Here is a 14,805-nt window from a genome sequence, read left to right as displayed (position 1 = left end):
GACCGGACCGGTGGGGGCGGGTCAGGGCGCGCCCGCGATGACCATCCGGGAGTCGTCGGCCCCGAAGGAGAGGCTCCGCGTGTCGCTCCCGTCGACGCGCACGGCGTCGCCCGGTTCGAGGTCGACGGTCTCGCCCTCGACGGTCAGCGTGGCCGAACCGTCGACGAGCAGGTACACTTCCTCCTGTCCGTCCTCGGCGTGGTCGTGCTCCATCCCCTCCCAACCGTCGTCGGCCTCGACGAGGGTGATCCCGAGGTTCTCGCAGTCGAGCGCGTCCCGGAGGAAGTGCATGCCGGGCGCGCGCGGGTCCACGTCGGTCGCGGTGACGCTGTCGTAGCTCATTGCGACCGCGTGTTGGGTCGCCGCGAGCAAAAAGGGGACGGCGGGAGCGAGGGCCCGGGAGGCGGGACGGTCGCGGACCCGGCCCGAGAACGGCCGCTGGCTGCCGCCCTCAGAACGTGTTCTTCAGCTTCTCGAAGAAGCCCTGGTCGACATCGATCTCCTCGCCGCCGGCCTCGGCGAACGCCTCCAGCGCCTCGCGCTGCTCCTCGTTGAGCGAGTCGGGGACGACGACCTGCACCTGCACGAAGAGGTCGCCGCGACCGCGGCCGCGGATCTTCGGCATCCCCTTGCCGCGCAGGCGGAACGTCTCGCCGCTCTGGGTGCCCGCGGGCACGTCCATCTCGACGGTGCCGTCGACGGTCTCGACCGGCACCGTGTCGCCGAAGACCGCCTGCGGGAACGAGACCGCCTCGTGGACGTGGAGGTCGGCGCCGTCGCGCTCGAAGCGCTCGCCCACGTCCACGTCGACCTCCACGAGCAGGTCGCCGTTCGGGCCGCCGTTCTCGCCGGGCGCGCCCTCGCCCTCCATGCGGAGGCTCTGCCCGGAGCGGATGCCGGCGGGCACCTCGACGGTCAGCGTCGCCTCGTTGCGCGCGACGCCGTCGCCGCCGCAGGTCGAACAGGACTCGCTGTACGTCTCGCCGGCGCCGTCACACCGCGGACAAGTGGTGGTCTGCTGGACGCGCCCGAGCGGCGTCTGCTGGACCTGCGTCACCTGTCCCTGCCCGCCGCACTGCTGACAGGCGGAGACGTCCGCGTCCTCGGGGTGCCCGCGGCCGTCGCACTCGGGGCACGTCTCCGGTCGCGTGACCGTGAGCTGCTTGGTCGTTCCCTCGAACGCCTCCTCCAGGTCGACGGTGAGGCCCGTCCGGAGGTCCTGTCCCTTCCGCGGCCTGTTGTCGCGACCGCCGCGGCCGCCACCGCCGCGACCGCCGCCGAAGAACTGGTTGAAGATGTCCTCGAAGCCGCCGGCGCCGCCCGCGCCGCCGAATCCGCCCGCGCCGCCCGCACCGCCGCCGGTCGCGCCGTGTTTCTCCGCTTCCTGGAACCGCTCGTGGCCCATCTGGTCGTACTGGCGGCGCTTCTCTTCGTCGGTCAGCACCTCCTTGGCCTTCTGGATCTTCTTGAACTTCTCCTCGGCGTCGTCCTCGTCGCTCACGTCGGGGTGGTACTGGGCGGCCTTCTTGCGGTAGGCCTTCGTGATCTCGTCCTCGTCGGCGTCCCGCGAAACCCCGAGCACGTCGTAGAAGTCCTCGCTCATTCGTTATCGCCCATAGCCAGTTGAAACACTTGAAAAGACGGGTTGCGCGGCGGACGCGCCGGATACCCCGGACCGACCGTCACGTCCGCCGTACCGCACGTCTTGTCACGCGCGCCGCCCGCACCAACCGTGACACCGAAACGCACATTGCGGGTCCCCGTCCGTTCTCTCACATGTTCGACAGCAAAGGCCGGGTCGATGCCGCGGTGCTCGTTCCGCCGAACGCGCCGCGGACGGACCTCCCGGTCGGGCTCGGGCTCGCGGCCGAGCGAAGCGACGCCGAGGTGTCGATGAACACGGACCTCGCCAAGGCCGTGACCGCGTGGACTGGCGGCGAGGAGCCGGCGCCGCCCGCCGACGGCCGGGACATCGCCCACTACGAGTTCACCGTCGCGGGCGGCGGCCTGTTCGGGTCGGAGACGGAGATACGGATCTGGCGGAGCGAGACGGAGGCGAGCCATTTCGACGACGTGGTCGACGGACTCCTGGGGAACGCCGAGGACGACCGCGATCCGGCGAAAGTGTACGGGAGCCAGAGCGAGGACGCCGATCCCGGTCGCCGGCTCGCGGTGCTCGCCCGGAACGTCGACGTGATCCTCGGGACGATTCCGGCGTCGAAGCTTCTGAACGGCGGTGGCCAGAACGGATCGAGCGCGGCCTCCTCCGAGTACGCGCCCGACGGGATCCCCGCCTACGAGGTGCTCTACCGGTCGACCCCGCTGTCGATCGTCCCGGTGCTGACCGACTCGCGGTCGGTGCTGCAGGCCGACGAGGAGTGCGCCCCCGGGGCGGTCCCGTCCCTCCGTGCGTCGTTCCCGCGGCTGGATCGCCTGCTCGAACTCACCGACGAGCGGCTCCATCCCGTCGATCTGCCGGAACCCGGCACCGCGAGCGACGATCACGAGCCGCGGGGCGAGGGGTTCGACAGCCTGCTCTCGAGGCTTCGAGAATAGCGTCCGTCGACCGGGACGGTCTCCGGTCGGTCGACGGTCAGTCGTTCGAAAAAGCTCGCCCGCGAACGGTCGCGGCCGCGTGAAGCGGTCTACTCCTCGTCGGCCTCGTCGTCGACGTCCTCGAAGTCGGCGTCGACGTACTCCTCGTCGTCGCCGCCCTCGGGGCCCGCACCGCCGGGACCGGCTGCGCCGCCGGGACCGGCCGCACCGCCGGGGCCAGCGCCGCCCGGCCCGCCGGCCGCGCCGGCGCCGCCGGCGGCGGCCTGCTCCTGGTACATCTGCTTGCCGATCTCCTGGAGCGCCTCGGAGAGCGACTCGGTTGCCTCCTCCAGCTCCTCGATCGAGGCGTCCTCGTCCTCGAGAACCGCCTCGAGCGACTCGATCTCCGCCTCGATGTCGTCGATCAGGTCCGCGTCGAGCTCCTCCTCGTTCTCGTCGATGAGGGTCTCGGCGCGCTGGACCGCGCCCTCGGCCTCGTTGCGGGCCTCGATGCGCTCGCGGCGCTTCTCGTCCTCCTCGGCGTGCTGTTCGGCCTCCTCCTGCATCTGCTCGATCTCCTCGTCCGAGAGGCCCGCGCCGCCCTCGATGGTGATCGACTCGGCGTTGCCCGAGCCCTGGTCCTCGGCCTCGACGTTGACGATGCCGTTCTCGTCGATGCTGAAGGAGACCTCGATCTGGGGAGTGCCCGCGGGCGCCGGCGGGATGCCGGTGAGCTGGAACGCGCCGAGCAGCTCGTTCTCCTCGGCGATCTCGCGTTCGCCCTGGAAGACGCGGACCTGCACGGAGGTCTGGTTGTCCGCGGCCGTGGTGAACACCTTCGACTCCTCGGTCGGGATGGTGGTGTTCTTCTCGATGAGCCGCTCGAAGAGCCCGCCCTTCACCTCGATACCGAGCGAGAGGGGGGTCACGTCGAGCAGGACGATGTCGTCGACCTCGCCGCCGAGCACGCCGCCCTGGATGGCCGCGCCGAGCGCGACCGCCTCGTCGGGGTTGACGTTCTTCTTCGGCTCCTGGCCGATGAGCTCCTCGACCTGCTCCTGGACCTGCGGCATCCGGGTGGAGCCGCCGACGAGGATGACCTCGTCGATGTCGCCCTTGTCGTAGCCGGCGTCTGAGAGCGCCTGCTCCGTCGGCCCGACGGTGCGGTCGATGAGGTCCTCCGTGATCGACTCGAACGTCGCGCGGGTGATCGACTCCTCGAGGTGGACCGGACCGGAGTCGGTCGCGGTGATGAACGGCAGGTTGACAGTCGTCTCCTTCTTGTTGGAGAGCTCGATCTTCGCCTCCTCGGCCGCCTCGGTGAGCCGCTGAAGGGCCTGGCGGTCCTCGCGGAGGTCGATGCCGTGGTCGTTCTCGAACTCGTCGGCGAGGTAGTCGATGATCGCCTCGTCCCAGTCGTCGCCGCCGAGGTCGTTGTCCCCGTTCGTCGCGACGACCTCGTAGACGCCGCCGCCCAGGTCGAGGATGGAGACGTCGAAGGTGCCGCCCCCGAGGTCGTAGACGAGAACGGTCTGGTCCGAGTCGTCGTCGAGCCCGTACGCCATCGCGGCCGCGGTCGGCTCGTTGACGATGCGCTCGACCTCGAGGCCGGCGATCTCGCCGGCGTCCTTCGTGGCCTGACGCTGCTTGTCGTTGAAGTAGGCGGGGACCGTGATGACCGCCTTCTCGACGTCGTCGCCGAGGTACTCCTCGGCGTCGTGTTTGATCTTCTGGAGGATCATCGCCGAGATCTGCTCCGGCGTGTACTCCTCGTCGTCGACCTCGACCGTGTAGTCCTCCTCGCCCATGTGCCGCTTGATGGACTGGATCGTCCGGTCGGGGTTCTGAACCGCCTGGTTCTTCGCCGGCTTCCCGACGAGCCGTTCACCGTCGTCCGAGAACCCGACGATGGAGGGCGTCGTACGGTCGCCCTCCGCGTTCGCGATGATCTCGGGCTCGCTACCCTCCATCACCGCAAAGGCGGAGTTGGTGGTACCGAGGTCGATACCGAGGATTTTGTTGCTCGCCATCTTGCCCAACAGTATCGGCTAGCGTCGGTTAAACGTTACTAGACGAGGCGACACGCCGCGCGAGTCCATCCCGCCGCTTGCTGTCGGTTTTCTCATTCCGTCGTCTCGTCCGGTCGGTGTATTTATGCCGATCCACAAGCACAGTCGCGACCGGTTCGATCCGCGGTCGGTTCGATCCGCGGCCGGTTCGGTTCGTGCCGTGGAGACGACCGCGGCCGGGGGCGCCGAGCTAATGCACGAGCGGTTCCGACTGCCGCGGCTCCCACTCCAGTCCGCCGCAGTAGTGGACCACGGCGTCGTCCTGCTCGGGATCCACGACGGTCAGCGAGATCCAGCCGTTGTCGACCAGGTCCGCGACCTCCTCGTGCCGGCGGAGGACGTCCGTGACCCGGTCGACCGGGGCGTGGATGACGGTCGTGAGCCGGAGCGGCTGGTGGTACTCCCGCTCGTCGTCCGCCTTGAGCGACTGGAGCGGGAGCCCCGTCATCAGGTCGCCGCCGTTGCCCTGTACGACGCCGATGTTGCCGCGGGGGTTCTGCGTGACCTTGGAGCCGCTCCCGTACACGCCGTTGTCCACGGTCGCGAAGTAGTACTGGTTGTTGATCCACTGGGTGACGACGAGCGGCCCGGTCATGATCGCCTCGAGCGCCTCGCCGTTCTGGTCGGTGGTCCAGTCGTAGGAGTGTAGGAACGCCCGACCGTCGAGGTCCCGGTCTTCGGTCAGCTCCCGGGAGCCGACGACGAACGAGGCGTTGCCGGCCAGCCCCCACTCGGGGCGGGTCTCCGCCCAGTCGGCCGTCCGGCGCTCCGTCTCGCGGACGCCGTCCTCGGGATCCGCACGGGTCATCGATTCCGCGCGCTCGGCCGCGGCGGCGGTCCGCGCCCGCGAGAGGTCCGCACGGAGCCGCTCGAGGTCCTCCCGGTGGCTCTCCGGAACGTCGCCGTCGAACAGCGTGATCTCGTCGGTGGTCGTGTTGTGCTCGCCGGCCAGGAAGACGGTGTCGGCCGAGATGTCGATCCCCCGCTCCCGGAGCGCGTCGCGGACGTCCTCGTCGTTGCAGATCGCCGCGAGGACGCGGGCGTTCGGCCCGCCGGGATTGCCGGCGCAGGCGCCGCAGTCGAGGCTGGAGGCGAACGGGTTGTTCGTCGTCTCGCTCGCGTGCCCCGTGAAAACGACCAGCCGGGCGAACTCCGTCCAGCCCATCAGGTCGAACGCGGCCTCGGCGTAGCCGACCTTCTCCTCGAAGGTCATCCCGCGCGGGAGCCCTCCGTCGGCGTGCTCCTCGGCCGGGCGGTCGACGGCGGGCGCGCAGTACTCGGAGGGGCTCGGGATCCTGTCGTCGACGGCGTCGGACAGGTCGGAGACGGCCCCCGGGAGCAGCGTCCGTGTCGCCATCGCCGCGCCGTAGGCGCTACCCCCGCCCTCGACGAAGGTGAAGGCGGCGGCGATGTTGGTCTTGAGCGCCTTGATGTGCTTGTGGGCCGCCCCGACGACCTGGCTCCACCGCCTGTGAACCGCCTCCTCGTTCCGCCGGTCCGGCCTGGGGCGGTCGATGATGTGGTGTTGCGGTTCGACGATCGGCGGGCAGGCGTCGGTCTCGATCGCCGACCGGTACCCCTGGTACCGCATCGGAATCCCGAAAAAGCCCGCGTAGCCGAACGTCTCGTACGAGCCGGCGGACTCGACGTGACGCCGAATGATCTCCGAGCGAGTGTCGATACAGAAGACGAGCTGTGCGTCCGGCCGCGGGCCGTCCTCCGCGCTCGACGACTCCGTGGCCGTCCGGTCGACGCCCTCGAGGAGGCGGTCGCGGTAGCTCTTCTCCCACGCGGTCAGCCAGATCTCCGCGAGCGGGGGACCGTCCGCGTCCGCGCTCTCGCCGGTGCGTTCGCCCCGCTCCTCGGGGTCGACGGGCGCACCCAGCAGGTCGGCGAGCGTCAGCCGCACCGCGAGATACTCGAGCAGCGAGATCGGCGCCGCCGACTGCCAGCCCCCGGCGGACCCGCTGGCCCGCTGTTTGATGAACCCGGTCCAGCCCGGCAGCGCCGCGAGGTGGCGTTCGAAGATCGCCTCCCAGCGCTCCTCGGGGTGGTCGGCCAGCGCAGCCTCCAGCGCCTCGGTCGGGGTCTCGGGGAGGTCCGACGGCTCGCGACAGTCGGGGACGCTCCCGTCGTACGGCGCGAGTTCGCGCCAGGCGGCGTAGAACCCGCGGTCGCGGTCCGGCATCGGCCACTCCGCCCGTCCCTGGTCGAGGAACGCGGCGAGCCACTTCGAGACGAGCCGGTCGAGCGTCTCCGTCGCGGAGTCCGGCTCGCTCTCCCGGCTCGGCTCGCTCTCCCTGTCCGGCCCGTTCTCCCGGTTCGGCTCCGCCGCCGCCATCTCGTCGAGCAGGGCCTCCGGATCCCCCGAGACGCCGTGTGAGTCGAGCTCAGCGGTCAGCACCTCGGGATCGATCCGGCCGTCCTCCCACGCACGCCGAAAGACGGCGGGATGCGGGTAGCCGCGGCCGCCGAACAGCCGTTCGGCCTCTGCGACCGCACGGTGGAACGGGCGGTCCTCGAAGCCCGAGAGGGGGTTGGCCGTGACGAACGAGTGGAGCGGCCAGACCGAGCCGACGGCGTCGGCCGCGCGGTCGATGCTGTCGGCGAGCGCGTCTCCGTTACGCGTCATCGTAGTCCTCCTTGCTCGTGAGGAGCGTGTCCGGACTCGGCTGTGACACGTTGAGCAGCGCGACGTAGAGCCGCTTGTTGGACCGATGCCAGCCGAGCTCCGTCGCGAGGTACGACGCGACGAACGCGGCGGCGACGCCCAGGTGCACGGCCGTCAGGTCGGTCGGCGCCTGCGCCATCGGTGTGCTCGCGATCACCGCCGAGATGGCGTCGAACAGCACGGCGTAGGTGCCGATGGCGGTCAGGACGACGAGGGGCACGCTGACGAGCCGCAGCGACGGTGGCAGCGCCGTCCGCCGGAGAATGTCCCTGGTCGCGTGCATGGTCGTCACGACGACCACGAACGTCAGGAAGAGCCCGCTGTTCAGTTCCGTTCCCTTCCCGGTGAGGAGGGCGAACAGCACGCCGCCGCCGACGGCCGTGAGGAGGCTGACGGCGACGCTCGGGAGGCTCGTGCCGGCGCGGTGGTGGCCCTCGGGAGCCGTCTGCTCGACGGCGGCCCCCGACGAGAGGAACAGGTACGCCTTGTAGAAGCCGTGAAGGATGAGGTGGGTGATCGCGGCGGCGAAGAACCCGAGCCCGCACTGGAGGATCATGAAGCCCATCTGCGCGATCGTGGAGGCGCCGAGTTCGCGCTTGATGTCCGTCTGGACGAGCAGCAGCGCCTGTCCGAGCAGGGCGCTGAAGGCGCCGACGACGACGAGGAGCGACATGACCGCGGGCTCGTCGGCCAAAAGCGGCGCGAAGCGCGTCAACAGGATGCCGCCGGCGTTGACGAAGCCGGCGTGCATCAGGGCCGACGCCGGGGTCGGCGCCGTCATGGACGACAGCAGCCAGGTGTGAAACGGGAACAGCGCCGACTGGATGATCGCGGCGAGGAAGAGACAGCCGACGGCGCCGAGCGCGACCGGCCGCGGGACCGTTCCGACCTGTCCGAGGATGCCCGCGATGGAGGTCGATCCCGTCGCCCAGGTCAGCGCGACCAACCCCGCGCCGAGCAGTCCGCTGCTCGCGAGGAAGTAGCGGCGGGCGGTCCCGGCGGCGGCCTGCGCCTGTTTCCACCCGCGGACGTGGCCGATGAGCGACGCCATGCAGAGGCCCATCGCCAGCCACATGACCGCGAAGAGGGCGACGTGGTCGGCCGCGGTCATCGTCATGACCGCGAGCGTGAACGCGAAGATCCGCGCGTAGAACCCGTCGAGATGGCGGTCGCCCGCCATGTAGCGGCGGGAGTAGCTGTGGACGATGCCGCTGAAGAAGGTGACCACGACCCACATGATCGCGGTCAGCCCGTCCACGACGAGGACGCCCCCGACCGTCCACCGGCCGCCGCTCGTGACGGCGAGCGCGAGCACGCCAGAACAGAGCAGGAAGAGCGCCCACATCGCGACGGTCGACACCCGCGGAACGAGCGACGGCGACGGTGTCGCTGTTTCGGAGAGTTGTACGGTCTCGTTCGATGGTGGTTGACTCGCCATTATTCGGATCCTCTCCGTGACCAGCACGGGCCGGGCCGTACCGCCGACCGACCGGCGCCCTTCCCGGCGCCACTCGCACGGGCTGGTCGTCTTCACCCTCTCCTATACCAGACTGGTTATTATAGCCACCGGTGGTAACAATTCGTTCGAACAAAGAGCATGAAAGAACATTATGGTCGTGTAAGCGTCACAGCAGCGCCGACCGGCAGGTCCGCTCGCGAGGCGCCACACGAGCGGGGCGGGCTGAGTGGATCGGCCGCGGGAACGGCAGCGGGGAGGGTCGTTCTCTGTTACGACGGGAAGTCGTCGAACGGGGTCGACTCGTGGCTGCGGACGAGCACTTCGTCGGCCACGGTCAGTCCCATGTCGAGCAGTTCCTGCGCGACCGGGGTGATGTCGCCGTCCGTCTCCCCGACGGCCGTGACGAGGAGGTTCTTCTCGCCCGTCACCAGTTCCTGTACCGAGACGACTTTCGGGATCTCGAGTATCTCGTCGATGAGGTCGCCCCGGTCCGGGATCGGCGCCGTACAGAACAGCAGCATTCGGAGGGGGTAGCCGGACCGCTGATAGTCAACCTCGGCGCTGTACCCCTTGATGACGCCCTCCGACTCGAGCCGCTGGATGCGTTTGCGAACCGTGCTCGATGAGGCGCTGGTTCGCTCCGCGATCTCGCCGGACGAGAGGTTGCGAGCGTCTTCCTGTAGCGCGTAGAGGATCTCGCGGTCGACGTCATCGAGTTCGTAATCCGCCATACCCCCGAATTTCCCGCGGAGATTATAAGGAACTTCGCCTGGCCGCGGGTCCCGGCTCCGCACGCGGGACCGGCGACCGTCGTCCCGCTCGCGGCCCCACCGCCGACCGAGAGATCGGAGCCGAAGGGAAGAGGTATCGCTACCGACTCTCCCCCTGCTTCACCTTGTTCAAGGAGTCGAGATTCAGTATCTCGTACCCTGAACGAAAGTTGCGCATTGGGTCGGTGGTCTCTCCCCTCTCAGCTCTTCTTCGAGCGAAAAGGATTTAGATATGAATACGATATGAATACGCATGAGCCGGAGCGAGGAACGCAAGGTCGGTGAACGGGGGCAAGTAACCCTCCCGAAAGAACTGAGAGAGAAACTGGGTATCCGCGGCGGGGACGAGGTACTGGTTCACGAAGAGGACGGGAAAATCACCATCGAGAAACCGCTGACTCGTGAGGAACTCGCTGAGGGGTACCAACGGCGCGCAGCAGAGGCTGAAGCCCTTGCGGAGGAGATGGACGACGTGTCCCGCGAGGCCGGCGAGTATCTCGGTGATGTCCCCGAGTGGTAATCGATGGACGTTCGACGCGGAGACGTCGTCATCGTCAAGCTCGACCCGACAGAGGGGTCAGAGCAACGGGGAACACGACCGTGTCTAGTCGTGCAAAACGACGTTGGGAACGAGAACGCGCCGACGACCATCGTCGTCCCGTTTACGACCTCGCGAGGAGACGAACTGTACCCGTTCGAGGTACTCGTCTCGGCTGCCGAATCTCCGCTCCGAGAGGACTCGGTCGCTCTCTGTAGTCAGATTCGCACGGTGTCAATCGAACATCGCATTAAGACCACTCTCGGTTCCGTGCCGGCATCCCGTCTGGAGGAAGTCGACGAGGCACTCGAATACAGCCTCGGTCTGAGAGAACCCTAACGACTCTCCCGCTGCTCCACTTTGTTCAACTCGATCAGCAGCCGGAAGATCGCCTTCACGAGGTTGGCGTCGACGTCGAAGCGCTCGGCGTTCTCGCCGGCGCGTTCCATCACCTGCTGTTCCTGTCCCTCGTCGGTCGTCGGCAGGTCTCGTTCCTCCTTCACCTGCGCGACCGTGTCTGCCACGTAGGTGCGGCGGGCGATCAGTTCGACGATCTCGCGGTCGATCCCCTCGATCTCCGCGCGTAGTTCGTCGAGCGACATCTCCTCCGGGTCGGGTGTGTTGGTGCTCATGAGTGTCTCTCCTGTGTGGTTGGTTGTCGTGATCAGTCGAGAATTCGGGCGCCGTCGTTGCGGGTCGTCGTGCGGCGGACGTCGCCGGGGCGCTCGCGCCACAGTTCGCCGACGGCGTCGAGGTCGGCGGCCGGGTCGTCGGGGGCCGCGACGGCGACGACGCTCGGTCCGGTGCCGGACAGCGAGACGCCGGTCGCGTGCGGCATCGCCTCCACGGCGGGGTCCGCGGAGAAGCCGAGCGCCGCGGAGAACGCGAGGCCGTTGACGGTCATCGCGGACGCGAACCGCCCCTCGAGCGCGAGGTCCGCGACCAGCTCGGCCATCGGCGCGACGTTCGCGCAGCGCTCGGCGTCCGCGTCCGCGCTGTAGGCGCGCTCCGGCGGCGTCCAGACGAGGGCGTCCCACGCGACCGGCTCCCGCGCCAGCAGCGCGTCCGCGTCGTTGTCGGTGACGGTGACGCCGCCGAGCATCGACGCGGAGGCGTCGTCGAACGCGCCGGTCACGGTGACGCCCGCCTCCCGAGCGGCCCGGACGCCGAGCCGACAGGCCGCCTCGCGGGTGACGTCGACGGCGGGGTCGTCCGGGTCGTCGCCGACGGTCAGCCCCAGCGCGTCGCAGGTCGCGAGGACGGTCGCGTTCGCGGCCGCGCTGGAGCTTTTGAGCCCCGCGGCCATCGGCACGTCGCTGTCGGTGGTGACGGCGCCGCCCTCCCCGGCACCCCAGCGCTCGGTCGCGAGCGCGACACAGCGCTCCACGAGCCCCGTGTCCGCGTCGGGCGCACCCGCGACGGTCCCGTCGACGCCGTCGCTGGCCGGGTCGAGCGTCACCGTCGCACGCGTCTCCACGTCGAGCGCGAACGCCGAACCGGTACCGGTCGCCAACGCGTTCAGCACCGTCCCGGCACCGAGCGCCGCGGCGCGTCCCTCCATACCGGTACGGGGCGTGACGCCGACAAAGGCGTGGCGGTCGCGGCGAGTTCTATCCGACCGTCTCGACGCGCCGAAGCGCCAGTTCGAGGTGGAAGTCCGCGTCGTTGGTCGACCGGTTCGCACGCCCGTCGCGGCGAGCGCGCAGGTTCGTCGCGAGGTCCGCCGTCCCGCTCGCGAAGCCGTCGTCGAAGCGGCGTTCCGCGTATCCCGAGACCACTCGGGTCTCCTCGCCCCCGACGGGGTCGGTGTAGATCACGTCGATCCGCACCTCCAGCCAGCGGTAGGTGTACGAGCCGGTGTTCCGGAGCGTCACCTCGGCGTCGACCCGGGTGTACCCGTCGTCGGCCCGGACGCGGTGGCGGGTGCCGACGACCTCGATCCCCTCCTCGGGGCCCGACGGGGCGCGCGTCTCGATCGACGCCGGCGTCTCCGTCGGCGTGGCCGGCTCCGGCGTCGCCGTCCGCTGTGCCGTCTCGGTCGGTGGGCCGTCGGTCGGCGTGTCGACCGCCCCGGCCGGGTCCTCGCCCGACGTGACGAGGCCGCTACAGCCCGCGAGCCCGGCGGCTGCGAAGACGGCCAACACGCCGCGGCGCGTGCGTCGATCCTCGGACACGCCCCGCAGTACTCGCGGAGCCCCGATAAATCCCTCACCCGAGACGCTGCCCGACGACGCCGGCGACGGCGCCGACCGTACCGGACGCGAGCGCGGCGACCGCTGCCGGCCGAAGCGCCGCGCCCAGGCTGTGCGCCTGCTCGGCGGCGGCGCCCTGCGAGGCGACGACGAGTCCGACCGCCGCCAACAGGAACCCGAACCCGCCGACGAGCGCGCCCGTCCCGCAGACGAGCGCGGCGTCGCTCGCCTCGCGTGCGCGGGAGCCGAAGGAGAGCCCGAGCGGCGCCGCGACCGCCGGGGCCACGGCCATCGCGGTCGCCGACGCGACGAAGTAGAGCTGCGCGACGAAGATCGGACCGAACCGCGCGGCGTCGCCGCCCGCGTCGGTCGCGAAGGTCGCCTCCGCCCAGCCGGTCGTCACCGCGCCGACGGCGCCGACGGCGACCCCCGTCGCGATAAACAGCCCGGCCAGCACCGCGGCCGCGACGGCGCGGGTCATACGGTGGCGAGCCAGCAGTCGGTCAGCGGGCCGCGCCAGCTCACGCGCTCCTCCCACGCGGTCCCGGAGAAGCCGAAGGCGATCAGCGCCTCGCCCGCTCGCGCGACGTATCCGTACATCACGCCGTTCCCGTGGGGGAAGTAGTAGCGGTGCCACGGCGTCGACCCGAGGGGGTCGTCGCGCCCCTCCGTCGCACCAGCGGCGACCACCCTGTCGAGGGCCGCGGCGGCCGCCTCCGCGTCGGTGTACCGCTGCACGTGGACGACCTGTCCGCCCAGTCGGTCGGGATGGCCGTCGAACGGGCGCGTCGGCCAGCGGGCGACGGAGACGTACAGCTCGTCGGTTCGGTCCGCCGACTGCCTGACGGGACCGAGTCGCTCGTCGACGCTCGCCCGTCGCTCCTCGGCCACCGGGTCCCCGCGGAGCCGCATCGGCGCGGTGTCCTCGAAGTTCACGTGCGTCGGGTCGTACGCGAACCCCGCGAAATCCTCGGTCGGGTATCGGAGCCCGAAGACGAACGGGTCGGTCGGGTCGTCGGTCAGCCACCGACGGAGCCGGTTGTTGATGGGGTCGCGCGGGTGGCGCTCCGTCGCCGCCTTCGCGCTGGAGAGGCTCCGGAAGGAGGTCTCCATCCGTTCCAGCTCCTCGACGACGCGTTCGGTGTCCCCGCGCCGCACGAACCGGCGGACGATCTCGAGGTGTCTGTTCGCGGTCTTGTTCAGAAACGCCTCGGGGGAGAAATGCGGCTCAAGCGGGTCGCTCGCGGTCGGGATCTCCTCGTCGGTGGTGCCCGCGAGCGCGTCGACCCACTCCGGGTCGGTCTTGCCGGCCGCGACGATCCGCTCGCGCGTGTCGATGATCGCCTCGACGATCCGGGTGGTCGCCGCGACGTAGGTCCGGATCGCGTCGGGATAGCGTGTCGCGAACCAGTGTATCTCGTCCAGGATGTTCGCGGTCACTTCAGCGAGCGCCTCGTTCTCGACTCTCTCGCCGACGCGCTCGTTGACCGTCCCGTCCGCGGCCGTGTCGGCAGCCGCGCCGCCGGAAGCGGCGCCGCTCTCGTTGTCGGGATACTCGACGCCGGAGCCGCCGCCGAGGCATCCGGCCGACGACGCCCCCGCGAGTCCCGCGCCCGCGGCGAGCAGCCGGCGTCGCGTCGGATCCATGGTCTTGCGTCGTCCACGCGTGCCCTTAAGTCTGCGCCCGAGGACCTGATCGCGCCCGCGGCCCGGCCGTTCCCCGCCGCCGGCCGCTCGCCGCCGCCGGACGCTCGCCGCCGTCGAACGCTCCGTTTTAGGCCGCGGGCGCGCAATCACGTGTATGTCCTCGCCATCGCGAAGCGACGTGTCCCCGCAGACGCTCCCCATCGACCTCGTCGAGGAGGGCGTCGTCGTCGAGTACCTCGACGGCCGGAACACGCTCTACCGCGGCGCGCCCGACCCCGTCGAGGGGACGCTCCGTACCGGCCCCGGCAAGGAGGTCCACGTCCTCGTCACGGACCCCACCGAGACGGAGGGCGTGATGACCTACGTGAACGACTACAACACCCACGACGAGATCCTCGCGGACACCGGCGTCGGCCGCGTGATGCTCGGCGCCGGCGAGTCGGAGGAGCTGTTCCCCGGCGTCGCGGTCCGCGCCGCCGGCGAGCGCGTTCACGTCGAGGCGGACCCGGAGGTCGCGGGCGGCCGCGTGTTCGTCTTCGTCGAGGACGACTGGGGTGAACGGAGCTTCGAAGTCGTCGAACCGCCCACCGATGGCGTCGGGAGCTTCACCGAGGAATGAGCCTCCGCAAGCCGTGGCGGGACCTCGACCGCAGCACCGTCGCCGCGGCGCCCGACGCGCCGGGGGTCTACGAACTCGGGGACGCGGACGGCGAATCGCTGCGGATCGACAGCGGGATCGTCCGCGACGAACTGAAGGAGGCGCTCGCGTACGGCGACGGCGAGGCGGCGCAGGTCCGGTGGACCGTCGCGCAGTCGCGCGACCACGCCGACCGCCTGCTGAGGGAACACGAAGGATAACGGCGCCCCGCCGCGTCCGCGGAGACCGCCGGCGCGCGCCGAGCACAACGCTCTTGCGACCGCTCG

General features: G+C 70.1%; 16 protein-coding genes. 5 read left to right on the top strand and 11 right to left on the bottom strand.

Annotated features, from left to right (window positions below):
- Nucleotides 1–21 precede the first annotated feature (21 nt).
- Both ACQE3L_RS00715 and dnaJ read right to left on the bottom strand, forming a co-directional pair.
- Complete coding sequence (locus ACQE3L_RS00715; RefSeq protein WP_426961889.1) at nt 22–342, bottom strand: cupin domain-containing protein; 321 nt, start codon at nt 340–342, stop codon at nt 22–24.
- Between the two features lie 109 nt (nt 343–451).
- A complete protein-coding gene (gene dnaJ / locus ACQE3L_RS00710) occupies nt 452–1,603 on the bottom strand; it encodes a molecular chaperone DnaJ (protein ID WP_426961888.1) in 1,152 nt (383 codons plus the stop codon).
- A 173-nt stretch (nt 1,604–1,776) separates the two neighbouring features.
- On the opposite strand from dnaJ, the gene ACQE3L_RS00705 reads away from it, so the two are divergent.
- The gene (locus ACQE3L_RS00705) at nt 1,777–2,556 is read left to right on the top strand and encodes a hypothetical protein (protein ID WP_426961887.1); all 780 of its coding nucleotides are present in this window, start codon (nt 1,777–1,779) and stop codon (nt 2,554–2,556) included.
- Nucleotides 2,557–2,645: 89 nt separating this feature from the next.
- On the opposite strand, the gene dnaK is transcribed toward ACQE3L_RS00705, so the two are convergent.
- The 4 genes from dnaK to ACQE3L_RS00685 form a co-directional block, all read right to left on the bottom strand.
- Entirely contained in the window at nt 2,646–4,565 is a 1,920-nt protein-coding gene (gene dnaK / locus ACQE3L_RS00700) for a molecular chaperone DnaK (protein WP_426961886.1), read from the bottom strand.
- A gap of 229 nt (nt 4,566–4,794) precedes the next feature.
- Entirely contained in the window at nt 4,795–7,236 is a 2,442-nt protein-coding gene (locus tag ACQE3L_RS00695) for a DUF2309 domain-containing protein (RefSeq protein ID WP_426961885.1), read from the bottom strand.
- The gene (locus ACQE3L_RS00690; protein WP_426961884.1) at nt 7,226–8,713 is read right to left on the bottom strand and encodes a proton-conducting transporter transmembrane domain-containing protein; all 1,488 of its coding nucleotides are present in this window, start codon (nt 8,711–8,713) and stop codon (nt 7,226–7,228) included. Before ACQE3L_RS00690 ends, ACQE3L_RS00695 begins: the two co-directional genes overlap by 11 nt.
- A 290-nt stretch (nt 8,714–9,003) precedes the next feature.
- On the bottom strand, nt 9,004–9,465 hold the full coding sequence (locus tag ACQE3L_RS00685) for an Lrp/AsnC family transcriptional regulator (protein ID WP_058366065.1): 462 nt from the start codon (nt 9,463–9,465) through the stop codon (nt 9,004–9,006).
- A gap of 292 nt (nt 9,466–9,757) precedes the next feature.
- On the opposite strand from ACQE3L_RS00685, the gene ACQE3L_RS00680 reads away from it, so the two are divergent.
- Both ACQE3L_RS00680 and ACQE3L_RS00675 read left to right on the top strand, forming a co-directional pair.
- Nucleotides 9,758–10,024 carry an AbrB/MazE/SpoVT family DNA-binding domain-containing protein gene (locus ACQE3L_RS00680; RefSeq protein WP_058367500.1) on the top strand — a complete coding sequence of 89 codons (267 nt, stop codon included), beginning with the start codon at nt 9,758–9,760 and terminating at the stop codon, nt 10,022–10,024.
- A gap of 3 nt (nt 10,025–10,027) precedes the next feature.
- Nucleotides 10,028–10,381 carry a type II toxin-antitoxin system PemK/MazF family toxin gene (locus tag ACQE3L_RS00675; protein ID WP_426961883.1) on the top strand — a complete coding sequence of 118 codons (354 nt, stop codon included), beginning with the start codon at nt 10,028–10,030 and terminating at the stop codon, nt 10,379–10,381.
- Here ACQE3L_RS00675 and ACQE3L_RS00670 read toward each other — a convergent pair.
- Genes ACQE3L_RS00670 through ACQE3L_RS00650 form a run of 5 tightly spaced genes read right to left on the bottom strand, consistent with a single transcriptional unit; the run spans nt 10,378 to nt 13,881 of the window.
- Nucleotides 10,378–10,674 carry a chorismate mutase gene (locus ACQE3L_RS00670; RefSeq protein WP_426961882.1) on the bottom strand — a complete coding sequence of 99 codons (297 nt, stop codon included), beginning with the start codon at nt 10,672–10,674 and terminating at the stop codon, nt 10,378–10,380. The genes ACQE3L_RS00675 and ACQE3L_RS00670 overlap by 4 nt on opposite strands.
- Nucleotides 10,675–10,706: 32 nt before the next feature.
- Nucleotides 10,707–11,603 (bottom strand): shikimate kinase, encoded by an 897-nt coding sequence (locus ACQE3L_RS00665; protein ID WP_426961881.1) that lies wholly within the window; start codon nt 11,601–11,603, stop codon nt 10,707–10,709.
- 49 nt (nt 11,604–11,652) lie between these two features.
- Nucleotides 11,653–12,216 carry a hypothetical protein gene (locus ACQE3L_RS00660; RefSeq protein WP_426961880.1) on the bottom strand — a complete coding sequence of 188 codons (564 nt, stop codon included), beginning with the start codon at nt 12,214–12,216 and terminating at the stop codon, nt 11,653–11,655.
- 34 nt (nt 12,217–12,250) lie between these two features.
- The gene (locus tag ACQE3L_RS00655) at nt 12,251–12,715 is read right to left on the bottom strand and encodes a hypothetical protein (RefSeq protein WP_426961879.1); all 465 of its coding nucleotides are present in this window, start codon (nt 12,713–12,715) and stop codon (nt 12,251–12,253) included.
- The gene (locus tag ACQE3L_RS00650) at nt 12,712–13,881 is read right to left on the bottom strand and encodes a hypothetical protein (protein WP_426961878.1); all 1,170 of its coding nucleotides are present in this window, start codon (nt 13,879–13,881) and stop codon (nt 12,712–12,714) included. The genes ACQE3L_RS00655 and ACQE3L_RS00650 overlap by 4 nt, the downstream gene beginning before the upstream one ends.
- A gap of 154 nt (nt 13,882–14,035) precedes the next feature.
- On the opposite strand from ACQE3L_RS00650, the gene ACQE3L_RS00645 reads away from it, so the two are divergent.
- Both ACQE3L_RS00645 and ACQE3L_RS00640 read left to right on the top strand, forming a co-directional pair.
- Entirely contained in the window at nt 14,036–14,500 is a 465-nt protein-coding gene (locus ACQE3L_RS00645) for a DUF5796 family protein (RefSeq protein WP_426961877.1), read from the top strand.
- A complete protein-coding gene (locus ACQE3L_RS00640) occupies nt 14,497–14,739 on the top strand; it encodes a DUF7508 domain-containing protein (protein WP_426961876.1) in 243 nt (80 codons plus the stop codon). Before ACQE3L_RS00645 ends, ACQE3L_RS00640 begins: the two co-directional genes overlap by 4 nt.
- Nucleotides 14,740–14,805 lie beyond the last annotated feature (66 nt).

It is taken from the genome of Haloparvum alkalitolerans (assembly GCF_050122995.1).
Lineage (GTDB): Archaea > Halobacteriota > Halobacteria > Halobacteriales > Haloferacaceae > Haloparvum > Haloparvum alkalitolerans.
Note: the sequence above shows the minus strand (reverse complement) of the source record. Positions and strands in the feature narration are given on the sequence as shown.